This is a genomic window from Variovorax boronicumulans (genome assembly GCF_019352895.1).
Taxonomy (GTDB): domain Bacteria; phylum Pseudomonadota; class Gammaproteobacteria; order Burkholderiales; family Burkholderiaceae_C; genus Variovorax; species Variovorax boronicumulans_A.
On the sequence record NZ_JAAAFX010000004.1, the window covers coordinates 768,744 to 789,701 of the forward strand.

General features: G+C 65.4%; 17 protein-coding genes and 2 tRNA genes. 3 read left to right on the forward strand and 16 right to left on the reverse strand.

Annotated elements, in window-relative coordinates; all coding sequences use genetic code 11:
- Nucleotides 1-78 precede the first annotated feature (78 nt).
- From K0H49_RS05150 to surE, 3 genes are all read right to left on the reverse strand, one after another.
- A complete protein-coding gene (locus K0H49_RS05150) occupies nt 79-960 on the reverse strand; it encodes a peptidoglycan DD-metalloendopeptidase family protein (protein WP_219210036.1) in 882 nt (293 codons plus the stop codon).
- 11 nt (nt 961-971) lie between these two features.
- Complete coding sequence (locus K0H49_RS05155) at nt 972-1,754, reverse strand: protein-L-isoaspartate(D-aspartate) O-methyltransferase (protein ID WP_219210037.1); 783 nt, start codon at nt 1,752-1,754, stop codon at nt 972-974.
- A gap of 61 nt (nt 1,755-1,815) precedes the next feature.
- On the reverse strand, nt 1,816-2,574 hold the full coding sequence (surE, locus tag K0H49_RS05160; protein ID WP_219210038.1) for a 5'/3'-nucleotidase SurE: 759 nt from the start codon (nt 2,572-2,574) through the stop codon (nt 1,816-1,818).
- A 123-nt stretch (nt 2,575-2,697) separates the two neighbouring features.
- Between surE and K0H49_RS05165 the strand changes: the two genes are divergently transcribed.
- Nucleotides 2,698-3,684: an NADPH:quinone oxidoreductase family protein gene (locus K0H49_RS05165; protein WP_219210039.1), complete on the forward strand. Its 987-nt coding sequence runs from the start codon at nt 2,698-2,700 to the stop codon at nt 3,682-3,684.
- Nucleotides 3,685-3,771: 87 nt separating this feature from the next.
- Here K0H49_RS05165 and K0H49_RS05170 read toward each other — a convergent pair whose 3' ends face one another.
- Nucleotides 3,772-4,113, reverse strand: a complete 342-nt coding sequence (locus tag K0H49_RS05170) for an H-NS histone family protein (protein ID WP_219210040.1) — start codon at nt 4,111-4,113, stop codon at nt 3,772-3,774.
- A gap of 366 nt (nt 4,114-4,479) precedes the next feature.
- Between K0H49_RS05170 and K0H49_RS05175 the strand changes: the two genes are divergently transcribed.
- Nucleotides 4,480-4,555, forward strand: a tRNA-Ala gene (locus K0H49_RS05175).
- 84 nt (nt 4,556-4,639) lie between these two features.
- On the opposite strand, the gene K0H49_RS05180 is transcribed toward K0H49_RS05175, so the two are convergent.
- A complete protein-coding gene (locus K0H49_RS05180; protein WP_219210041.1) occupies nt 4,640-5,362 on the reverse strand; it encodes an SDR family NAD(P)-dependent oxidoreductase in 723 nt (240 codons plus the stop codon).
- A 94-nt stretch (nt 5,363-5,456) separates the two neighbouring features.
- On the opposite strand from K0H49_RS05180, the gene K0H49_RS05185 reads away from it, so the two are divergent.
- Nucleotides 5,457-5,532: transfer RNA gene (locus K0H49_RS05185), tRNA-Lys, on the forward strand.
- A gap of 111 nt (nt 5,533-5,643) precedes the next feature.
- On the opposite strand, the gene tssJ is transcribed toward K0H49_RS05185, so the two are convergent.
- The 11 genes from tssJ to K0H49_RS05240 form a co-directional block, all read right to left on the reverse strand.
- Entirely contained in the window at nt 5,644-6,432 is a 789-nt protein-coding gene (gene tssJ / locus K0H49_RS05190; protein ID WP_219210042.1) for a type VI secretion system lipoprotein TssJ, read from the reverse strand.
- 287 nt (nt 6,433-6,719) lie between these two features.
- Complete coding sequence (locus K0H49_RS05195; RefSeq protein WP_219210043.1) at nt 6,720-7,712, reverse strand: DUF6708 domain-containing protein; 993 nt, start codon at nt 7,710-7,712, stop codon at nt 6,720-6,722.
- A 2-nt stretch (nt 7,713-7,714) separates the two neighbouring features.
- Nucleotides 7,715-10,663 carry a T6SS effector BTH_I2691 family protein gene (locus K0H49_RS05200; RefSeq protein WP_219210044.1) on the reverse strand — a complete coding sequence of 983 codons (2,949 nt, stop codon included), beginning with the start codon at nt 10,661-10,663 and terminating at the stop codon, nt 7,715-7,717.
- A gap of 48 nt (nt 10,664-10,711) precedes the next feature.
- Nucleotides 10,712-11,755, reverse strand: coding sequence for a hypothetical protein (locus K0H49_RS05205; protein WP_219210045.1), 1,044 nt, complete (start codon nt 11,753-11,755; stop codon nt 10,712-10,714).
- The gene (locus K0H49_RS05210; RefSeq protein WP_219210046.1) at nt 11,704-14,283 is read right to left on the reverse strand and encodes a type VI secretion system Vgr family protein; all 2,580 of its coding nucleotides are present in this window, start codon (nt 14,281-14,283) and stop codon (nt 11,704-11,706) included. Before K0H49_RS05210 ends, K0H49_RS05205 begins: the two co-directional genes overlap by 52 nt.
- 47 nt (nt 14,284-14,330) lie before the next feature.
- Complete coding sequence (locus K0H49_RS05215) at nt 14,331-15,344, reverse strand: hypothetical protein (RefSeq protein WP_219210047.1); 1,014 nt, start codon at nt 15,342-15,344, stop codon at nt 14,331-14,333.
- Nucleotides 15,341-16,402 (reverse strand): type VI secretion system protein TssA, encoded by a 1,062-nt coding sequence (locus K0H49_RS05220; RefSeq protein ID WP_219210048.1) that lies wholly within the window; start codon nt 16,400-16,402, stop codon nt 15,341-15,343. Before K0H49_RS05220 ends, K0H49_RS05215 begins: the two co-directional genes overlap by 4 nt.
- Nucleotides 16,403-16,430: 28 nt before the next feature.
- Entirely contained in the window at nt 16,431-17,573 is a 1,143-nt protein-coding gene (gene tssG, locus K0H49_RS05225; RefSeq protein ID WP_219210049.1) for a type VI secretion system baseplate subunit TssG, read from the reverse strand.
- Nucleotides 17,573-19,453, reverse strand: a complete 1,881-nt coding sequence (tssF, locus tag K0H49_RS05230; RefSeq protein WP_219210050.1) for a type VI secretion system baseplate subunit TssF — start codon at nt 19,451-19,453, stop codon at nt 17,573-17,575. The genes tssG and tssF overlap by 1 nt, the downstream gene beginning before the upstream one ends.
- Before the next feature lie 12 nt (nt 19,454-19,465).
- On the reverse strand, nt 19,466-20,095 hold the full coding sequence (tssE, locus tag K0H49_RS05235) for a type VI secretion system baseplate subunit TssE (RefSeq protein ID WP_219210051.1): 630 nt from the start codon (nt 20,093-20,095) through the stop codon (nt 19,466-19,468).
- On the reverse strand, nt 20,082-20,945 hold the full coding sequence (locus tag K0H49_RS05240; protein ID WP_219210052.1) for a type VI secretion system accessory protein TagJ: 864 nt from the start codon (nt 20,943-20,945) through the stop codon (nt 20,082-20,084). Before K0H49_RS05240 ends, tssE begins: the two co-directional genes overlap by 14 nt.
- Nucleotides 20,946-20,958: the final 13 nt, after the last annotated feature.

A 20,958-nucleotide genomic window follows, 5' to 3' on the forward strand; every position in this document is an offset into this window, starting at 1 on the left:
GCATGGGGCGGCGTCACATAACGATGCGGCGCGCGGCCCAGGGGGTCGCGCGCCGCACAGGAGGAGGGAAAGAGAGGCTTAGCGCGAAGGCAGGTAGCGCGCGGGATCGACCGGCTTGCCCTGGCGGCGGATCTCGAAATGCAGCTTCACGCGGTCGGCGTCGCTGTTGCCCATCTCGGCGATCTTCTGCCCCTTCTGCACCGACTGGTCTTCCTTGACCAGCAGCGCCTGGTTGTGCGCATAGGCCGTGAGGTAGGTGTTGTTGTGCTTGAGGATGATCAGGTTGCCGTAGCCGCGCAGACCGGCGCCCGCGTACACAACGCGGCCGTCCGCCGCGGCCAGCACCGCATCGCCGGCCTTGCCGCTGATGTCCAGGCCCTTGTTCTTGGCCTCGTCGAAACCGGCGATCAGCGAACCTTGCGCGGGCCAGATCCAGCCCAGGTCCTCGTCGCCCGAAGCGGCCGCGGGCGGCGCGGCGGGCTTGGCCGGCGCGCTGGCGGCGGCGGCCGGTGCCGACGCGATGATCGCGGGCTGCGGCGTCACGGGACGCGTGACCACGCCATTGGGCTCGACGGTGGCGGGCGCCGAGGCCGACGCGGTCGGCGGCACGACGCGCAGCACCTGGCCCACCTCGATCAGGTCGGGGTTGTCCAGGCTGTTCCAGCGCGCGATGTTCTGCCAGGTCTGGCCGGTCTCGTTGGCGATGCGGCGAATGGTGTCACCCGGGCGCACCGAGTAGTAGCCGGGCTTGCCGTAGTTCTCGATGCCCTGCAGGGGCTTGCCCGAGGCATCGGTGGTGATAGGGGGAAGCCCTGTGCCGGGTGCGCTCCCTGTGCTGCGGGACATGGTGCCGCGGTCTTCGACCGGCACGGGACCACTGGGTGTGGAACAGCCCGCAATCACGAGCGTCGCCACCAGCGCCAAGCCGGTCCACCAGCTCCGATTGCCAAAACCCTGCATGTGTTCTTCCTTCAAGCAATCCCCGATTTTAGGGGGACAAAATGGACGGCCTCGAGAATGCTCCGCTGCAGTCCCTTGGCCGTCTTGTCGATCACGACCAGCGCCTGTCCGCCGCTGATCGAATGCGTGGGCGCCACGATGCGGCCGCCCACGGCCAGTTGTTCGATCCAGGCCTCGGGCACGGCCTCGCCGCCGGCCGCTGCAATGATGCCCGCATAGGGCCCGCCCTTGGCATAGCCGATCATGCCGTCGCCCAGGATCAGATGCAGCGTCGCCAGGCGGAAATGCCGGATGTTGGTGCGGGCCCGCTCGTGCAGGCCGCGCAGCCGTTCGATGCTGTACACCTCGCTGGCCACGTGGCTCAGCACGGTCGCCTGGTAGCCGCAACCGGTGCCGATCTCCAGCACCCGGCCCAGCTTGTCGTGGGGCTTGCCGGCCAAGGCGGGCGCGCCCAGCAGCAGCTCGATCATGCGGGCCACCACGTTGGGCTTGGAGATGGTCTGGCCCAGGCCGATCGGCAGGCTGGTGTCTTCGTAGGCCTGGTTGACCAGCGCGCTGTCGACGAAGCGGTGCCGCTCGACCAGCCCCATCGCACGCAGCACCCGTGCATCGGCCACGCCCTGCGCGGCAAGCCGCTGGACCATGCGCGCGCGCACGGCATCGGACGCCATCGACGGCGTGGCAGACACCGTCGGCGCCATCGGCACCGAGGGTTGGCGGCCACGCGGCGCCCCCGGCGCGGCAGGCGTCAGGCGCACGGGAAAGCTGGGGCGTGCGGGCGGTTGGCTGGCCATCAGCGTGGTCCCGCGCCGAGCGCAAGCACCGTCGTCGGCAAAGAGAATCGGAGGGGTCGTTTCACCGCAGCAACCGCGCCACGGTCTCGCCCCATTGCCCGAGGTTGGCGTGGTCGGTCAGGTCGATCTGCAGGGGCGTGAGCGCCACATGGCCGGCCGCCGTCGCATGGAAATCGGTGCCCTCGCCGCTGTCCTTGGCGCCACCGGCGCCGGCGATCCAGTACATGGTCTCGCCGCGCGGGCTTTCCTGTGTGACGACCTTCTCGGAGGCATGGCGTCGGCCCAGGCGGCAGACCTTGATCGGCTTGAGCTCGTCGAAGGGCAGGTTCGGCACGTTGACGTTGAGCAGCCAGGCCGGCCCTTCGAGCATGCGTTCGCGCTCGATGCGCTCGACCAGGCGGCGCGCCACGCGTGCGGCCGCATCGACATGGGCCCAGCCCTTCTGCGTCTGCGAGAAGGCGATGGCCGGGATGCCGAACAGATAGGCCTCCATGGCGGCGCCCACGGTGCCTGAATAGATGGTGTCGTCGCCCATGTTGGCGCCGTTGTTGATGCCGGACACCACCAGGTCGGGCCGGTAGTCGAGCACGCCCTTGAGCGCGATGTGCACGCAGTCGGCCGGCGTGCCGGTCACGTAGCGAAAACCGTTGTGCGCCTGGTGCACGTAGAGCGGCGCCTGCAGCGTCAGTGCGTTGGACTTGGCGCTGTTGTTGTGTTCAGGGGCGATGACCTCGACGTCGGCCACATCCTTGAGCGCATCGTGCAAGGCGACGAGGCCTGGAGCCTGGAAGCCGTCGTCGTTGGAAATGAGTATCTTCATGGCGTCTGGGAGTGGGCGCGATTGTAGGCGGCGGGCCGTCACGGCAGGGACAAGAGCGTCGGGGCGGGCCACCTATCATCGCCCCGAATCACCGCCCTAACGACCTTCGAAGGAGACATCTTCATGCATGCCTGGCTTTGCGAAAACCCCACCGGCGTCGACGCCCTCACCTGGACCGAACAGCCGACCCCGACGCCCGGCCCGGGCCAGGTACTGATCGAGATCAAGGCCGCCAGCCTCAACTTCCCCGACCTGCTGATCGTCCAGAACAAGTACCAGATCAAGCCGCCGCTGCCCTTCGTGCCCGGATCGGAATACGCCGGCGTGGTGCGCGCCGTGGGCGAAGGCGTCAAGCACCTGAAGGTTGGCCAGAACGTCGCCTGCCTGTCGGGCACCGGCGGTTTCGCCACCCATACGCTGGCCACCGCCAGCCTGTGCCTGCCTTTGCCGGACGGCTTCAGCCACGTCGATGCGGCCGCGTTCATCATGACCTACGGCACCTCCTGGCATGCGCTCATGGACCGTGCGCAACTCAAGGCCGGCGAGACCGTGCTGGTATTGGGCGCGGCCGGCGGCGTCGGCACCGCCGCGATCCAGATCGCCAAAGCCGCGGGTGCCAAGGTCATTGCCGCGGCTTCCACCGACGAGAAATGCGCGCTGTGCGAATCGATCGGCGCCGATATCAGCATCAACTACAGCAAGCATGCGCTGCCGGGCGGATTTCGCGATGCCATCAAGGCCGCCACCGACGGCAAAGGCCCGGACGTCATCTATGACCCGGTGGGCGGCGATTTCGCCGAACCGGCTTTCCGCTCGATCGGCTGGCGCGGACGCTATCTGGTGGTGGGATTCGCCGCGGGCGGCATTCCGTCATTGCCCCTGAATTTGACGCTGCTCAAGGGCGCCTCGCTGGTCGGTGTGTTCTGGGGCGATTTCGCCAAGCGCGAACCGCAGGCCAACGCCCAAATGATGGCCGAATTGGCGCAGTGGTACGCCCAGGGCAAGATCAAGCCCGTGATCGACCAGACCATGCCGATGGCCGAATTGAAGGCCGCCTACGCGCACATGGGCTCGCGCGGCGTCAAAGGCAAACTCGTCCTGGTGAACTGAAGCGCCCCAGGCAATAAAAAAGGCCCGCACATGCGGGCCTTTTCATTGGGAGAACAGAAGGCCGGGGGGCTTCGCCTCACCTGCAGCTCACTTGATTTCGTAGTCGGACAGCGATTTGCCAGCTGCCAGGGCTTCGGTCACCCAGCGCGGCTTGCGGCCACGGCCACCCGACCAGGTTTCGCCCGTCGGGCCGCGGTACTTGGCAGCCGCCTTGACGGGGGCTGCAGCGACGCTGCGCTTGCCGGTGGCACGCGTGGTCAGCTTGAGGTCGGAGGCGGTCAGGCCGTATTCGGCAATCTTCTGGCGCAGTTCGTCGATCACACCGGCACGCTCGTGATTGCGCAGCTCTTCGGCCTGCGCACGCAATTGCGCGATGTGCTCTTCGTTCTTTTTGATCTGTGAATTGATGTCGGCAAGGGTGGAGGCCATCGATGTTCTCATTCGGATTGAAAGGAAAAATTTTAATTGAAAATCCTATAGGCACAAGCGACGGTAACAAAAAATAGGTTCCGTCTTACAAGTTGGCTTGTCACCGCAATATTGAACCTTCCGACTGACAGGCACTCTGCAATCGGCCAGGCTTATCTACCGAATGCTGGCAAGCAGGCGTTTGGCAGTCCGCTCGCCACTTCGGTTTCCGCACCAAATAGATGCAGCACACCGAGCTTTCGGAGGATCAAAGCCGAACGCAATTGCGAAGTCCATCGGGCCCCATCGTGACGGTCAGTAAAGCGAATTACAAAAAGGAAAACAGCGTGCAAACACACGCCGTCCCTGAGAAAATTCGGCGGTGTTGGGGGGGTAGCTCAGCTGGGAGAGCGCCGCGTTCGCAATGCGGAGGTCGGGAGTTCGATCCTCCTCCTCTCCACCAACCCAGACAAAAAGCCCCGACGTCGCCGCCGGGGTTTTTTTGTTCTATCTCAGGGGAGCAGCCGCCAGGCGCCAGCAGCCAATCTCAAGCGCCCAGCGCCAGATGCTGTCCATTCAGGGCCTGCGCAGCGGAAGAGGCCAGGAACGAGATGGTCTGGGCCGCCACGGCGGTCGACACCCAGTCGGCCGGATTCGCATCGGGCATTGCCTGGCGGTTGGCGGGCGTGTCCAACACGCTCGGCGCGATGCTGTTGACCCGGACGCCATGCGGCGCCAGCTCGGCCGCCATCGACTCCACCAGCCGCTGCAGCGCGCTCTTGGAAGCGATGTAGGCGGACATCGAAGCCAGGCCGCGGCCCGCGACCTTCGCGCTCACGGCAATCACGCTGCCATGGCCCTGCGCGACCATCAGCGGCGCAAAGGCCTGCGCGACGTTCACGAACGACCAGGCATTGAGATCCATCATGCGGTCCCAGCTTGCGCGCTCGAGCGCATGCACGGTCGGCCCCATCTCGAAGCCGCCCGCGGTGTGCACCACGGTGTCGACATGCTGGAACACCTGCGCGATGCGCGCGGCCGCCGCCTTCATGCTGTCGGCGGACGTCACGTCGGCCGCGACCAGCAGGTGCTGCGAGTTGTTCAGGCCCGGGAAGGCATCGATGAGCTGCTGCTCGTTGCGGGCGATGAGCGCGATGCGCGCGCCTTCATCCAGGAACCGCTGCACCGTCGCGTGGCCCAGCGCGCCTGCTGCCCCTGTGATGACGACGTGCGCCGCAGGGTTGGATGAGGGGGAAACAGGAGTGGTCATGAAGTTTTTTCCAAAGAATGTGGAGGGATCCTACGACAGCGCTTTTTCTATGGCTATAATCGCAGTCTTGCCTGATAGCAGCAATGCTTCTCAGGGGCTCTTAGCTCAGTTGGTAGAGCAGCGGACTCTTAATCCGTAGGTCGAGTGTTCGAGTCACTCAGGGCCCACCACCAACATACGCGTAAGCGTTTAAAACGCCTGCTATCAAATAGATAGCAGGCGTTTTTGTTTTACGTCGCGACAGCGGTCAAACTGTCACGATCGGACTATGAATGGTGCGCTCACCTGGGCGAGGAGGAGAGCTTCTGGATACCGTCGACCGGGCTCTTGAAGATACGGTCTGCTGCGGGCAGTTCTGGAACCTTCGATGCGCCTTGCGACAGCGCGTCTGGCATCTTCGAGACAGCCTCGGCCTGCTGGCGCGCCGCGCCGAGTGAATCTTGGTCGAGACCCTTGAGCGACTCGTTGGCGAACTGTGTTGACCGCGTTCTCGCATCCTTATCGGTCATGACAATGGCATTGCCCTGCAGATCGATCTTGAGGGCCGCCTTGTTGGAGGGGATCACGGCGCGGTACCAACTGACATCCGGCGCCGGCGGCATCTTGTGCACCACACGCCACACAGAGTTGGGCAGATCCCGGTAGCCAGCAAAGATCCCGATCGCTGTTGTCTCGGGGTTGGCCTTACGCTTGATCTCGCGCGCTTCGCCTGGCCGGATGATGAACTGATCGACCGCCAAAAGGTCCGCCCCCAACACCGCTTTAGCAGTGTTCTGCAGCGCAAAAAACTCGGCCTCCTGAAACGCTACCTCCGACTTCAGTTCGAAGACGCGCAGCAACATTGGCGCGCCACGACCTTTGGTGTCAGTGTTGAGATCCGGGTCTGCACTGATCACGATCTCGAGGCGGGCCGCCTCCTTCTGCGGAAGAGGCCCGCTGCCGCCCGAGAAAATGCCGCATGCACTGAGCATCAATGGCAGCAGCAGCGAAACCTGCCGACTTTTGAACGGCAACCTCATCGAACTTGTGCGCGAGCCTGCGCGCGGCTCGCCCTTAATGGCATTCGTCATTTTTCTCCCTGTTTATTTTCCATTTTGCGCCACCACGGAGCAAACCAGGCAGGCAGGTCTCCCGTCAGCCTGACCAAGAGGCAAATCCCCCACGCCGACCTGATCTCCATCCGCTCCTGCGAGGCCCAAGCCGGATCATATGGGTCACCCGCCCATTGAGTTACCCCAGATGGGGGTGTCCTTCTGGCTGGTTCTGCCGTTGGCTCAATCGGCTACATCGAAACTCTGCGCGTATCTGCCCAGGCTCCTTCTCTCGCAAAAAACCGTCGAATTCACAGCGCCCTTCACTACCGGGCCACCAACTTCCCGCCCTTGCCCGCCCGCACCTCATCATCCTTCAGCACCGGCCCCAGCGTGTCCAGCACGTTCTGCGGCCAGGCCACCTTTTGCTCGGTTGCGTAGCTCAGCCAGTTGAACAAGCCCCACAGTAGATAGACCGGGATCGTGATGGGGAACAGCAGATGCACGGCCAGCGTGAGGCCAGGATGCTGTTTCCACCACGCCAAGTACCTGGGGCCGAAGGGGCCGACCAGGCCCATGCTTTGCCACCAGTTCTTGGGCTTGGGGATGAAAGGCGCAGGTTCGGTCACGCCGGGCGACCAGGGGGGTCCGTCTTCTTCCATGTAGCGGCGGATGTGCTCGTAGAGCGCAGGCACTGTCTCGCGGCCCAGCAACATGCTGGGGGCCAGACCGAACTCTTCCATCACGGTGGGATCGGCCGCACTGCGGTGCACGATGAAGGCCAGGTCATGGTCGTAGCTGGCCGAGGCCGTGTTGGCGCGGAAGACGGCCCGGTGCTCGGCATCGATCAGAGACCAGGGGACGCTGACCACGCGCAGGGGCATGCGGCCCAGCGCCGACAGGCCGGTGGCCTTGGCGCGGTCGACCGTGACCCAGTGGACGTACTTGTTCTTGCGGTCGAAGACCACGCTGCTGTCGCCAGGGAGGAAGAAGGTGAGGAAGTAGGTCCAGATGAGGAAGCCGAGGCCGGAGAAACCGAAAAAGACCATCGCGCAAAAGCCAAGTACATGGATAAACATATCTGGGTCCAAATAGATCAACCACATCCGCTGAAAAATGAAACCGCAGACCCAAGTCATGCCTATTGCTACAACCTGCGATAGCCCTCGCATGAACTGCGCACTCTCCCCTCCAAGCGCAATTGCCTGCGCATACACCTGCTGAACCAGCCCCAAGTCGGTCGCATCCCCGCTGACCATGCGGTGCCGGTCGAAGCGCGCCAGGACATCGACGCGCCTTTTGGTTGGCGTGGTGCTCATCGTCAATCTCCGTACACGGGCGTCTGGCCGGGCTTGAGTGTCAGGCGCCGGTTCTCTTCGTTGACCTTCTCCACATCGAACCTGGGTGCCTCCCTGGGCTTCGGATGCAAGGCTTCTTCCAGACCTTGCTGCTCCTTCTCCAAGCTCTCGAATTTGGTCCGGCGCTGCGCCTTGCCGAAATAGCAGCCGCTGGCCCAGTGTTCCAGTTCCGTGGGTTCTTGCGCTGCAATCAACAAGGAGACGATCCCCATGCCCAGGAAGAGAAGGCCCACACCAGATACCGCGCCGCCAATTGCCACGCCGCCAATTGCCACGCCGCCAAACGTGAGTTCAGACAGTGCCGTAACGGAAGCGGCGGCCACGATGCCGCGTTGCATGAGGAATCTGGCCGCCACAGTAGCGCCAGCTTGAACGGTCAAGGCGCCGGCCGGAGCAACGGTGGCGTAAAAGGAAACTGAAGCAGCTACATACGCTCTCTTGGCCTCAAGATCCCCTTTGGCCGCCGCCCCCTCCGCCTTATCCCAACAAGCCATCCCATTCACGATCCCCCCCGCAACCCCCGCCAGCGCCGCCGCCATCGACAACACAGGCAACCGCATGCTGGCCTCCACCGCTGCTTTGCCCACCGTCTTGGCCAACCGCATCGTGAGCCCCGCCTTTGCCAGTTCGGCCAGCGCCGCCACCAGCCCTGATGTGCCATCGGCCACCCCCAGCCAGGCTTCGCGCAACTGGGCGGGGTTTCGCTTCTCGGCATGCAGCGCCGCCCACAGCTTGGGCACGGCCCACACCATGCCCAGCCCCTGCACAATCAGCCCGCCGATGGCCAGGCGCGCTTCCATGTTGCCTTTGAAGATCTCTTCGTTGGCAGCCGCCAGCGCGTGGGCTTGCTGCTGCTGGGCCTTGACCAGCGCCAGGACCTTGTCGTTGGGCAACAGGCGCACTTTCTGGGCCCGGACCTCGAAGTCGCCCGTGTTCGGCATGCCGCCGGCGGCATTCCATTCGCTCAGGCGCACCATCACCAGCATGCGCACCTTCTGCTGGCCCTGCTCGGCGCTTTGCATCCAGGCCGAGGTCGGCGCCCGGGTGGCCGGCGAGCCGGCCATCAAGCCCAGCGCGCTTTTCGCATCGAAGTCCAGCTTGCGCAGCAGCGGCATGTCCAACGTGCCGCCACGCCGGCTGGCACCCAGCGCGCTTTCGGTGGCTTGCTGCACCAGCACGACTTGAAGTGTCTTGGCCAGGCGGGGCTCCAGCTTGTCGATGTCGGCCTTGCTCTGAATCAGGCTGGTGACGGCGGCGCTCAACGCGGCGATCTGGCCCGCCGAGAACGCCATCACGGCGTCGGTCAGCCAACCGTATTTCAGTCTGGCCGCTTCGGGCACGAGGCCCTTGATGAAGTCGTAGGTTTTGTCGCGAAGGTTGTCGGGGATGCCTTCGTTCTCGTCGGAATAGCGATCCCAGCGGCCGACGAGCATCTCGTGCATCAGCGTGATGGCCGCCTTCTGGTTGCCGACGAGGGCCCGCAGGGCAACGGCCGTTTCTTCGACCACGGCCTGATCGAGCGTTTGCTTGACGTACGTTTCGCGCCGCCCTTTGGTGCTCAGGGGCTGGGGGAAGTGGATGAGGTGGCTCTCGCTGGCGTAGACACGCCCCGGTTGGAAGTAGGCGTGAGGCGGCGTGTCGTCTTCGGGGTCGTAGTGGTGTGCAAAGCAATCGAGCGTGGGCTTGGCCTTCATGGCCGCCAGCCAGTCGGCCTCGTACTCGCCGAGTTCGGCGGCCTCTTTTTCGAATGTTGCGTTGCGTGCCTTTTGCCAGGCTTCGCGTTGGCCGGTGTCAATTTGGCTCTGGATGCCGCTCCAGTCGAGTTTGCCTATGCGTTTGCCATAGCGGTCGACGTTTCGCTTCTGCAGGGAGTTGCCAGGAAGCTCGACGTGTCCGACGCTGGCGCCTTCGGCCGAGGGAACCCACTCGTAGCCCTGGTAGTAAGGCAGGGGCTTCAGCCGCGTCTCCCACTCGCTTTTGGAGATGGGCGTGCCGTGGCCTTCGAGTTCAGCACGCATCATGCCGGCCATCTGCATGCTGGCCTGCAGGGTGTTCAACGACGCGTTGCACACGTTGGGCCAGCCGTTGGTGTCGGCTTTGAGGCCCTCGTCCTTGAAGAGCTTGTCGCGCGCCTGACGGATGCCGTTCAGGTCGGCGGCCAGGCCCACGGGGTCGAACAGGCCCAGCACCACGGGCTTGCTGCCGGTGGTGCTTTGCTTTTGCATGACCTTCGCGAGCGTCTGCGATTCCTGCAGCGAAGTGCTGAGGTCGGACGTTGTGAAGCGCGTGGCGCTGTCGACCCCGCCATGTTGAAGACGTTGCAGCGAGTAGTCGGCCACGCGCGTGAAGAGCGCTTGTTCGGTCACTTCGAAACCGCTGGCCGGCGGCCCCTGATTGAGTTGCACTTCAACCATGCAAGCGGCCTGGCGGTACTTTGCGCTGGTGGCCATGCGGCTTTTGACCTTCTCGCTCCACCAGTTCATGCTGAAGCCGATCCACGCAGTCTTGACTTTGTCGGGCTCTGCGATGCAGATGGTGCGCAGGTCGTGCGGGTGCGACGGTTTCTTGCTGCAGGCTTTTTCGCTCTGGCCCAGCGAGAACTCGCCCACCGGCAGCAGCCCGGCACGCGCGCTGACTTTGTAGATGTTCCACCTGCTCGCCTGGCTATTCGGCGTGGCGCCCGGAAAGTAGACATAGACAAAACCTTCTTCGCGCAGCAGGCGTAGCGCCAAGTTCGACTTCTTGCGAGGAATCAGACCTGCGCCAAGCGCGACGCCGATGTCGTTGGCAGGCTTGAGCGCAAAGGCGCCGGGCGGCGCCAGCTGTGGATCGATCGCGATGGCAGTGAGGCGCACCGGCAGGATCGAGATGCCGGTTTTGTTTTCGCACTTCTTGCAGGAGGTATCGGCCATGGGGTTAGTGTTTTCTGTGCCGCGCGTGCGGAGGCTGAAAGGAAGAGGTCAAAGAGGGGTTGTGACCCAGTGCCGGCGCAACGAGGGCAATTCTTCGGCGAAGGCTTGTTGTTTCTTTTGGCAATGCGCGATGTAGGCCTGCAGGTTCTTCCACGCTGAAAAGGCCGGAAAGTTCAGCGCCTCGGCGGCATAGGCCACGCAGTCCTGCGGATCGCGTAAGCCGGCCTCCCGAGCGAGCACCAGGTGCTGAACCGTTTGCCCCAAGGCGTCGGCGGGCAGCGGGTGTTGCGTGCCCTGCCACGCCATCAGGGTTCGGTTGATGGTTTCGGAGGCGCCCAATAACTGCCAGTACGCGTCGTCCAACTTCAGCGCAGCGTTGGTCGGCGCCCCCTGGTGGCCTTCCAGGCGTTGCAGCCCGAAGTTCGCGTCGAGGTAGATCCAGGCGGCAATGCCCTGCAACTGCTTGTGCCAATCGATGGGGTGCAAGGTGGGTGCGGCGGGTATGGCCACAGACAAGAGCGGGGCGTGCCGCAGCAGCGCCAGCACCCGTCGATCCGCAAGCCGCAGATATCGGCCACCATGGGGCGCGCCGCTGGCGCGAAGTAATGCGCCGATCTGGCGTGCGAGGCCGGCGCCGTTTCCGGTGGCGTGCGGCTGCAGCCAACCGCCGATGCGATAGGGGCCGTCGCCAGCACCGCACGCGACCATGTGCTCCAGAGCGGCCCATTCGACGCTTTGAGCCAACAGCGGATCAAGGGTGTCCTCGATTTCGACAAGAAAGGGCAATTGCTCGGCGGCCTGATTCAAATCTGTACCCGGAACTTGAATGCGCCGGTGGGGCTTCCCCGTGGCATCGATGCCAAGGTCGAGGTCACCTGCGAATGGATCGATCAGTACATACAACGGACCAGTCGTGAGATGGTGCGCCAAGGTGTCCGTCAACTGCGGCACCAGGGCGTCAGGCAAGTCGCGCCATGGCCATCCGGAAAGCGTGTTGTGCGTGGTGCCCGGATGAGGTGTCAAATCCTCATAAGTCGAACTCATATGACTGCCCCGCCGCCAGTCGCGGCGCTGGAGTCGTTCGGAGCGCATTTTTTGAAGGCTTCCGGTTCCAACGCCAACTTCGTGGGCCCCTTCTTCACATGACTGCCCGCATGCTCGACCCATGCGCCCCGGGTGCCGTGCACGATGCCTGCACCGCTCCATTCCGTGAAACTCCCACCCCCGTTGAAAACCACCTTCTTCGGCGCCGAAATCAGGATCGATTCGGTGCTGCTCGTGATGCGCACGGCCTGCCTGGCCGTGGCGTCGAGCTTGTCCTTGTGCGCCTCAATCTGGACCTTGCCGTTGCCGGCGATCACCTTGATGCTGTTTTTCAGCGCAAAGAGTCGCAGGCCGTCCTTGGCGCTGATGAGCAAGCGTTTGGCCACGCTCAGGCTGGTGTGGGCCTGGCTGGTGACGGCAATGTGCTCGCCCGCCTGCAGGTGCACGCTCTGCGATGTGGTGGCCGCCACGCCAGCAGCCGAGGCGAGCACGAGGTGCGGGCCGGACAGCTCAGGGAAGCTGGCCTTGTCGCGGTCAGCTTGGCCTTCGCCTTGAATGGCGTCGTGCTGGGCCTTGAGGGTCTTGGCGACAGTGCCTTGATCTTGGTCGTTGGATTGCGCCTTGGCCGTGCTCGCAGCTTGCGCCAGGCTTTCGTGCTGCGTTTGCGCGGCCTTCAGCCGCGTCACCGTCTCCCCCATGTACTTCACATGGCTGGCCGCATTGGGCCGTCCCTCGGTCGTGATCAACAGCCCGTCACTGGCCCGTATCGCCCCGTGCCCGTCCGTCCTCAGCTCAAAACCTTCACCTCTGGGGTCCTTGCGGCCTTGGTTGTCCTCGATGCGCGTGATGAACCCCAGGCTGATCGAGCTTGATTGGTGATCGCTCTTCAACTGCGCCTGGATCTTCCCCTCGGTGTCGTCCAACACCAGGTGGTTGCTCCTGCCCGCCGCACTGTTGCCCCCCTCCTTCGTCAGCTCCCTGCTGCGGAACCCGCTCAGGGCACCCTGCCCCGGCAGCTCCCACGGCGGCAGGTTCATCTGGTTGTGCACCCGGCCCGTGCAGATCGGCAGGTCCGCATCGCCCCCGATGAAGTCCACCACCACCTCCTGGCCGACGCGCGGGATGTGCACGCCCCCCAGCTGGTTGCCCGCCCAGGGCGAGCTGACCCGGATCCAGCAGCTGGCGTGCTCGTTCTTCTGCCCCAGCCGGTCCCAGGGGAACTGCACCTTGATGCGACCCAGCTCATCGGTCCACAGGTTCTCGCCCGCCGGGCCGACGACGATGGCCACCTGCGGGCCCTGCGTATGCGGCTTGGGCTGGCACATGACCGGGCGCAGGGGCTCGGTCAACGGATGCGCAGTCAGCTCCACTTCGACCTTCCACTGCTGTTTGCGCCCAAGGGCCGCATCCCTGTTCTGGCTGTCCTGGGCCACGTCTTCGATCAGCAGCCGGGTCTCCAGGATCAGGTACTCGGTGTTGGCCGCATCGCGCGGGTGCTTCTGCAGCTTGAAGCTGCAGCCGGGCACCATGGCGCGCAGGTTGCCGCTGGCCGTGGCCCGGCTGCCCGCGGTGCGCAGGGCCTGCATGCGCAGCAAGGCCAGCTGGCGCCCTTCGGTGAGCGGGTCGCCGCCTTCCTTGGCGCCTTCCTTGGCGCCGGCTCTGGGCTGCACGTAGTGGCTGCCCGCCGGTCCCGTGCCGTTCCCGCCTCCCGCATGCCACTGGTAGACCTCACCATTGGCCTGCCCCGTCGGCCGGGGTTCGCCGCGCCCAACCGACAGGTCGGCCCGCGGCCGCGTGTAGTCGTAGTCCCGGGTGCTGTACTGCCCGCTGGTGAGCCGGTTGGCCGGCACGAAGCTGTGCAGGTACTCCGCATCGGTCTTCCAGCCCGGCGCGTGGTACTCGACCGCCTGATAGGCCTTGCTGGGGTTCTTCTGGTAACCCCCCATGCCGTCGATGAGCACCAGGCGGTGCTTGTCGTCACTGTGCTCGAAGAAGTAGTTGATGCCCCACTCCTGGCACAGCCGGCTGAAGAACTCGAAGTCGCTCTCGTTGTACTGGGTCTGGTAGTCGCGTACCGGGTAGCGCTCGATCAGGCGCTTGTCCACAGGGAAGGGGTAGTCGCCCAGCAGCGCCTCCAGGATCTGGACGACGCTCTGGTTCTGGTAGATCTTGCAGTCGGTGCTCAGCGTGGCCAGGTGCAGCCAGGGGCGCAGGGTGAGCTTGTACTGGACGTGGCGGCCTTCTTCTCCCCACAGGCATGCGTCGGTGATGAGGGCGTTGATCTCGCGCTTGCCGGCACCGACACGGTCCACGCTCGCACCGACCGCGCCGGGCACAAACTCGCCGGAGCCGTCCAGCTCGATGACGCAGCCCAGTTCGCGTCCGATGAAGGCATCGAGGTCGAAGTCCATGGCGCCGCTGGCGCCAAGGTTCAGCGCCTCCGGGGTCTTCAAGAGAAGCTCGTATTCGAACAAGCTGTTGACGCCTTCGCGTCCGCTCAGGCGCACGGGCTCCAGCGCTGCAACGCCTCCCACCATGGGGATGGCCGGGCTGTGGATGGACAAGGTGTGTGACATCTGACTCTCCCTGGTGTGTTCTGGTGCAACCCGTCTCTGGGGACGGTTCAGAGGTTGCGCAGCACCGGCTTCTTCGGTGCCGGCAGGATGCGTCTTCGGGGTCTGTCCGGCACGGGCAGTTCGGGGGGCAGCGCATCGAGTTCTTCGTCGCTGAGTTCGGGCTCCGGCTCGGGCTCGTCGTAAATCGGCTCGGGGCGTGGCAAGGGCGTGAGCAGCAGTTCGGGCGGGCGCGCGGAGACAGCCCGCGGCGAGGGCGCCACGGGCCGCGGTACCGGTACCAGTGCCGGCGCAGGTGACCTAGCCCCGGGGCCTGCAGGCACATGGTCGGATGCTGTCGACAGCCCCAAGCCACCGATGAGCGCAACGAGTGCTGCGGCACGCTCGTCGTCACGCAGTGAGGCGGCCGCGTCCCGGTGCGCCTGCTGCTGCGCGAGAAAGTCCAGTTCCACCTGCAGCGCCTGCTGCAAGGCCTGAGGAATGCGCTGCAGCAGCGCCTGCCAGGCCTGTCCCTGTGCATCGAAGTGCACATCGAGCGTGGCGCCGACTTGCAGCAGCAGCGGCTCGAGGTCGATGACGGCGGCGGCTGTCGCAGCGGGTGCGACCGAGGGCGCGGAGTCAACGACAGCTGCAGCCGACCGCGATGCTTGTTCGACTGCCTGCTGCCAGCGCTCGATCCGGTCCTGCAAGGCACGCAGTTCCCTCAGCTGCGCTGCCTGATGCGATCCGAACGTTTCTGCCGCGGACGCGGCCACATCGTGGATGCACTGCTCCGCGCGCGCAGCCGAGCGCGATGCCGCAGTTGCCGCCTGCAATACGCTTTCGACCCAGGACGGCGTCCCCCCATCCAGTGCAGCCGGTGCAACCACTGCCGGTATCACGTTGGACTGCATCCGCTCAAGGTGGGCACCCAGCAGCGGTGCCATGGCGGCGCCCAACTGCATCGGCAAGTCGCGCGCAAGCCGGGCACGAATCTGCCGCCACACCAGCAGGCCGCCCCACAGCGCCCCGAGCAGCCCCCCGGCCAGCCCGCCCATGGCCAGCATCAGCGCGTCGTCGTTCATGCGCGTCCCTCCTCGACGTCTTCGGCCGATTCCCACTTTTGCAGCAGATCGAGCGGGATCGAATCGGCGACCTGCGAAAAACGCTTGCCGACCATGCGTTCGGCCTGCTTGAGCAACACCGCCACCGGGCTGCTGGGCTCGTGGCGCTCGAACCATTCGCGGGCGCTTCGGATGTCGGCGAGCACATCGTCGCGGGTTCGTGCCTGACTCGGATTCGGCGTCATTGCTGGGCTTTCGGAAACATGCACCGGAAGATCGACAGGCTCCGGCAAGGACGGCTGGCCAACCACCTTCTGCGCCGGATCGCAAAACAGGTCGAGGATGCGGCTGAGCGCGCGCAGCGAAGGCGCTTCATCGCTCAGTTGGGCGCGTGCCCAGTCCTCGATCGCATGCACGTACGCCGCGGCCTGCACCAGCAGCGCCAAGGGCGTCTGGGCCCGGCCCTGCGATGCGGCGCGCAACGCGGCAAGCTGCTGCGACACGGATTCCGGACTGGGCGCATCCGGCAAGCGCGGCACGGCGAAGGCACGTTCCACATCGCGCACCGTCAGTCGCATCGCGGTGCTCGAGGCCACCACGATCTCGCACACATCCGCCAGCAGCCCCTCCGGGTCGACCAAGCCAGCCAGGGCGTTGGCACGCACCGCAGGCTCTGGCATGCCGTCGATGAGCCATTGCGGATGCACCGCTTCGGGCCAGGCCTGCAGCACCTGGAGCAGCATGCCCAGTACATGCGCCAGACCGGTCGCCTGGCCCAGGCGCGTGCGGGCGCGGCACAGCCACACGAGCAGGTTGATGTCTTTGGTACGCAGCAGCAGCCGCTGGCAATCACGCTCGACTTCGGCCCAGTTCGGTGCCTCGCGCGTGACGACGAAACTGCCGTACTGAGCGTCAGCCTGCGGTGCCATGCGCGAGAACAGCACCGCGTACTCGTGGTCATACTCCAGGCTCGGCCCGCACGGTTCGAGTGCACCGATCGGCTGCAACCAGTCGATGACAGGGCGTGCCGCGGCAACGGCAGGCGGCGTGGCTCGGGGGGAGGTAGCGTCGGGGGTCATGCGATGCAATGGATGGAGGAACTGACATTCAAGCGCAGTAGCGCAGGCCGATGTACTGCTCAGGCTCGAACACCATGCCGACGGCGTAAGCCGGCGCAGCCGCGGCATCGAAAGGTCGGTTCGCTGGGCTGGCGCCGGCGGCCTCGGAACCGCCCAGCCAGGTGGACCAGCCAAGCTTCTCAGTGCCGTCGAGACGGGCCGGCGGCGCACTGTCGATGCGCACGCGCAGCTCGAGCTCCCAGACGAACTCGTAGCCCACGAAGCCGCGCACCCATTCGACCAGCAGCGGCAGGTCCTTGCCCTGGGGCGTGAAGCGCAGGTACTGATCCAGGTGCAGCGGACCGAGCACCAGCCGGAACTTGTTCTGCCGGTCGGCCACCACCTCGCCGGCGATCGCGCCCACGCCCATCACGCTGGACGTGCGCGGCTTGCCCAGGTGGCTTTGGTCCTCCTCGTCGATGCGGATCCAGTGCATGACGAACTCCTGCAACTGCACCGGCACAGCGAAGAAGCGCGCCAATGTCTGGGCCAGGCCGTCGGGGTTGCGCGCCTCGCGCCCCAGGTGGGTCGACGCCGCCATGCGCGCATGGGCCGGCAGCACGGAATCGCGGATCTCCAGCGGATCGTGCCCCGTCAGCTGTGCGATATAGCGACTGAACGTCTCGTCGTCGGCCCGATCCAGCCCGGCCGCCGCCTGGCTCTGCGCCCACGCGCGGTACATGTGCGTGAGGTAGCGGTGGTGGAAGATGTCCAGGAAGTCGGCCAGCGTGCTGTCGTTGTGGTTTTCGGTGCGCTCGCGCACCAGCTCCGTGTAGTGCAGCGGCAGCGGCCCGTTGGGCCCCAGCAGGCCGAGGCCGTACAGGCGCACCATCGGAAAGGCCGGGTTGTTGCCGAAGCGCGGCGCCGGGCCGCCTGCCACCGCGAGCGCGTCCTCCTTGCCCGGCAGCACGACCTCGGCGATCTCCCGCGGCGCAAAGGTCAGGGCGGCGGTCTGCCCGAGCCGAAAAGGCTCCTGCTGCGGCCGACTCGCCAGGCCGATGCGTGGCCGCGCCGTGTGCACGGCGCCGAAGCGGCGCATGAGTGCGGTAAAGCCGAACTTCCAGGGCGTCTCGCGCAGGCGCCCGAGCAGTTCCTGCAGGCCGAGTCCGCTGGCGTTCGGGTCGCGTTGCATCAGACGATCCCTCGCCCGCCCATGCGCACCGGCCAGCGCGCCACGGTGCCGCGTTGCATCGACTCGAGCACGGTCTGGGTGAAAACGTTGATGCTGACGTGGCGTGCGAGGTAGTGTTCCAGCACCAGGCCGAACAGATAGGGGCTGGTGCCAGAGAAGCCCTCCTCGTCGACGCTCAAGGTGCACTGCACGCCGCGCCCGTAGACCAGCGGACCGGCGCCGGGCAGTCGGCGCGTGACCGGTTCGATGCGCGAGCCGACCAGGCTCTCGATCTGCCGACGCTGCCCCTCGTTGTCGCTCGACACGAACAGACGCAGCATGTCGCGCAACGCCTGCGCGCCTTCGCGGTGCGGCATGTCGGCCAGCGGCAGGTGGTTGAAGCCCAGCTGCCGGATCAGCCGCCAGGCGACTTCACGCTGCGCGAACGGCGACTTGGGCGTGCTCGGTGCGCGGATCAGGCCCACGCTGGCGACAGGGATCGAATCGGAGACAGCCAGGTCGGACCGGCCGTTGCGCGGCACGAGGCAAGGCAGGTCCCGGTTGGTCAGCAGCGCCTTGACCGACAGGTAGCGGATGCTGTCGGAGTATGGCGCCTCGTTCTGGTCGACCAGCGAGAGGAACACCTCGGTCCCAACATAGGGCGTGCGCGTGCCGTACTTGCGCGAGGTGTCGGACGCCAGCCGCGGCTCGCGGCGCAGCGAGAAGTAGCGGCCGTAGTTGCCCTCGTCCTCGTTGAGCGTCTGGTAGAGCGGCCGGAAGTCCATCGCCGCCGTGGTCTGTGCCTGCTGCCCCGTGATGTGGCGCACGGCGTACACCTCGAAGTCCAGCGGCCGCGAGCGGTCGGGCACCAGATGGAATTCCGGCTGTGCCGCGTTCAGCTCGATGCGATCCGTGCGACGCTCGAACAGGTTGACGACCGGGGTACAGAAGAGCGCGAACTGCCCCGCGTCGACCAACCCGCCCAACGGCCCGGGCGGCTTGGTCAGCAACACCAGGATCTCGACCTCCCGGCCGTTGATCCGCTTGAGCCCGGCCGCGAGCTGCGTGAGTGTGAAGAAATAGAAGCGCTCGGGGCAGGCGAAGTACTCGTGCAACAGGTTGTGGCCATGAAAAGTGTTCCACTCCAGTGGCAGCAGCCCCTGGTCGGGCTGCAGGCCCTCGTGCACCAAGGCGCCCTCGGTGACGACATGCGGCCGCTGCATCAGTTGGCCCGGCTCGCCCGTGAAGGTCGCGACGGCCGAGGTATGCAGCAGCTCGAACAGGTGCGATGCCACCTGCTCGTTGCCGCGCAGGTAGATCGGCAAGCGGTCGAGCCCGTCCAGCTTGGCGAAGCTGCCCTCGCCCACCATGCGCAACCGCAAGCGCAACGCACCCGTGACCTGCACATGCGGCGGCACATAGCGCTCCAGCGCCGGGATGTCCGGAGGCGCCCCGGTGAGCTTGGCCTCCACGATCTCGATCGGCCACATCGTCACGTCCTGGCTGGAACGGAACTCGCAGGGCGTCTCTTCGCCGGCAGGCACCTTCGCGTGGAAGGCCGTGCCCCGCGGCACGGTGAAGCCGCGCGTGAAGTCGCCTTCTTTCACGCTCGGATGCAGCTGCGCCACGGCCATCGACGGCGTCGGGCTCAGGTAGTTCGGGTAGAGCACCTCAAGCAACCGTTGCGTAAAGCGCGGAAACTCCGCGTCCAACTTGATCTGCATGCGGGCAGACAGGAAGCTGAAAGACTCGATCAGACGTTCGACGTAAGGGTCGTCTACCTCGATGCCATGCATGCCCAGACGGCGCGCGATCTTCGGGTGCGAGGCGGCGAACTCACCCGCCATCTCGCGCATGTAGACCAGTTCTTTGTTGTAGTAGTCGAGGAGGTGCGGATCCATGGAAATTCCCGGTTAACGAATCGCGCGGGTGGGCCCGTGCGAATGACGCGTCACGCTCATGCGATTGGTCTCGAGGTCGACCGAACTTTGCACCGTGAGTTCGAGCGGGTAGGGCTTGAGATTGATCATGGCGCGGATCTCGAAAAGCAGGACGTTGTACTCGTCGCTGGCGCCCTCCTTCATCAGGGGCAGCACGGTGACAGTCTCAGGAATCAGCCTCGGCTCGTAATCGGAGATGGCGCGGCGGATGATGCGTTCGATGTCGGCCCAGCGACGCTCCGACAGGTAGCTTCCTGCCAACGGCTGTACGCCGAAGTTGATCGACGAAGCTGCCGCGTCGGGGTAGCGCTCGCGGTCGATGAGGTCCTCGGCGTTCGTCGTGTTCAGCAAGAAAGCGAGATCACGCTGAATGATGTCGCGAACCTGCGCCGCGTTGGCGGTGTATTCCGATGGCAGTTCGGACTTGCGCGCCGGGTGCTCGTCACGCAGGCGGTCGAACAGCGTCGGCAACAGCTGCGCATTGGCACGCGCCGCCGTCGCGTCGGCAGGACGAGGAGAACGAATGCCGGGGTGCACGGGCCGGCGCTCGACCCTGGCCACATCTTCGATCTGCGCCGTCTCCGGGAGCTCAGGCTGCGTCATGAAGGGCGCCTCCGAAACTGCAATGGCGCAGATCGAGCAGCGAAAGATCGCCCACGTCCGTCATCCACATCTTCTGCCCACGGCCATGCACGCCAGTCCGGCCATGGTCGCTCCACAACGTTTCACGTGCGGTCAGCAACGCATCGCGCTCGCCCTCATGCACCGGATAGCGCATCGGCATGTAGCCCTTGAGCGCGGCGCCGTCGCGCAGCACGAGATCCACCTGTGCCCACAGCAGGTCGAGCAGGCTTCGGGGGGCCGACTTCTGAACCGAGGCGAGGTCGGCGAACGCCACCCACCGGTAGGCACCGACCAGGATCACTTCGCAGACCGGTCCCAGGCGCGTGTCGGCGTCGGTGACCCACGCGAACTGCGGCTGTGCATCGCAGCGGCCCGGCGTGTCGGGTGCACCGGCCAGGGCCGTCTCACGCACGAGGTCGCTCGCCTCGAGGCCCCTCGCATCGCCTTCGGCGGCGTGCCTGAGCGCTTCGTCCAGGCCCGTCATCCAGGCAGGCGCCGGTGCGTCGGCCGCGGCTACTGTGGCCGGTGCGATCCGGCCTGCAAACACCTCCATGCGCTGGTGCTCTGCGCGAATCAGACCCCGCATCACATGCGCGGTGTTGTCGAAGTCCTTCGACAGGCCGGCCCAGGTCTGCAGTTGCTTGAGCGCACGCTGCCAACGGCCCAGCACGCACAGCAGTTCGAACAAGAGCCAGCGTGCCTGCGGTTCTCTCGGCTTGCTGCGCACGGCGGCTTCAGCACGGCTCAGCGCTTCGCTCAGCGGCTTGGCATGAGACCACTCGCGGAAGGACTGGGCCGCGCCCGAAGAGAAGGTGGGAACATTGGACATGGTCATTGAGGGA

Coding starts and splice junctions, on each gene's coding strand:
- K0H49_RS05150 (WP_219210036.1), bottom strand. CDS start 960: ATGCAGGGTTTTGGCAATCGGAGCTGGTGGACCGGCTTGGCGCTGGTG.
- K0H49_RS05155 (WP_219210037.1), bottom strand. CDS start 1,754: ATGGCCAGCCAACCGCCCGCACGCCCCAGCTTTCCCGTGCGCCTGACG.
- surE (WP_219210038.1), bottom strand. CDS start 2,574: ATGAAGATACTCATTTCCAACGACGACGGCTTCCAGGCTCCAGGCCTC.
- K0H49_RS05165 (WP_219210039.1), top strand. CDS start 2,698: ATGCATGCCTGGCTTTGCGAAAACCCCACCGGCGTCGACGCCCTCACC.
- K0H49_RS05170 (WP_219210040.1), bottom strand. CDS start 4,113: ATGGCCTCCACCCTTGCCGACATCAATTCACAGATCAAAAAGAACGAA.
- K0H49_RS05180 (WP_219210041.1), bottom strand. CDS start 5,362: ATGACCACTCCTGTTTCCCCCTCATCCAACCCTGCGGCGCACGTCGTC.
- tssJ (WP_219210042.1), bottom strand. CDS start 6,432: ATGACGAATGCCATTAAGGGCGAGCCGCGCGCAGGCTCGCGCACAAGT.
- K0H49_RS05195 (WP_219210043.1), bottom strand. CDS start 7,712: ATGAGCACCACGCCAACCAAAAGGCGCGTCGATGTCCTGGCGCGCTTC.
- K0H49_RS05200 (WP_219210044.1), bottom strand. CDS start 10,663: ATGGCCGATACCTCCTGCAAGAAGTGCGAAAACAAAACCGGCATCTCG.
- K0H49_RS05205 (WP_219210045.1), bottom strand. CDS start 11,755: ATGCGCTCCGAACGACTCCAGCGCCGCGACTGGCGGCGGGGCAGTCAT.
- K0H49_RS05210 (WP_219210046.1), bottom strand. CDS start 14,283: ATGTCACACACCTTGTCCATCCACAGCCCGGCCATCCCCATGGTGGGA.
- K0H49_RS05215 (WP_219210047.1), bottom strand. CDS start 15,344: ATGAACGACGACGCGCTGATGCTGGCCATGGGCGGGCTGGCCGGGGGG.
- K0H49_RS05220 (WP_219210048.1), bottom strand. CDS start 16,402: ATGACCCCCGACGCTACCTCCCCCCGAGCCACGCCGCCTGCCGTTGCC.
- tssG (WP_219210049.1), bottom strand. CDS start 17,573: ATGCAACGCGACCCGAACGCCAGCGGACTCGGCCTGCAGGAACTGCTC.
- tssF (WP_219210050.1), bottom strand. CDS start 19,453: ATGGATCCGCACCTCCTCGACTACTACAACAAAGAACTGGTCTACATG.
- tssE (WP_219210051.1), bottom strand. CDS start 20,095: ATGACGCAGCCTGAGCTCCCGGAGACGGCGCAGATCGAAGATGTGGCC.
- K0H49_RS05240 (WP_219210052.1), bottom strand. CDS start 20,945: ATGTCCAATGTTCCCACCTTCTCTTCGGGCGCGGCCCAGTCCTTCCGC.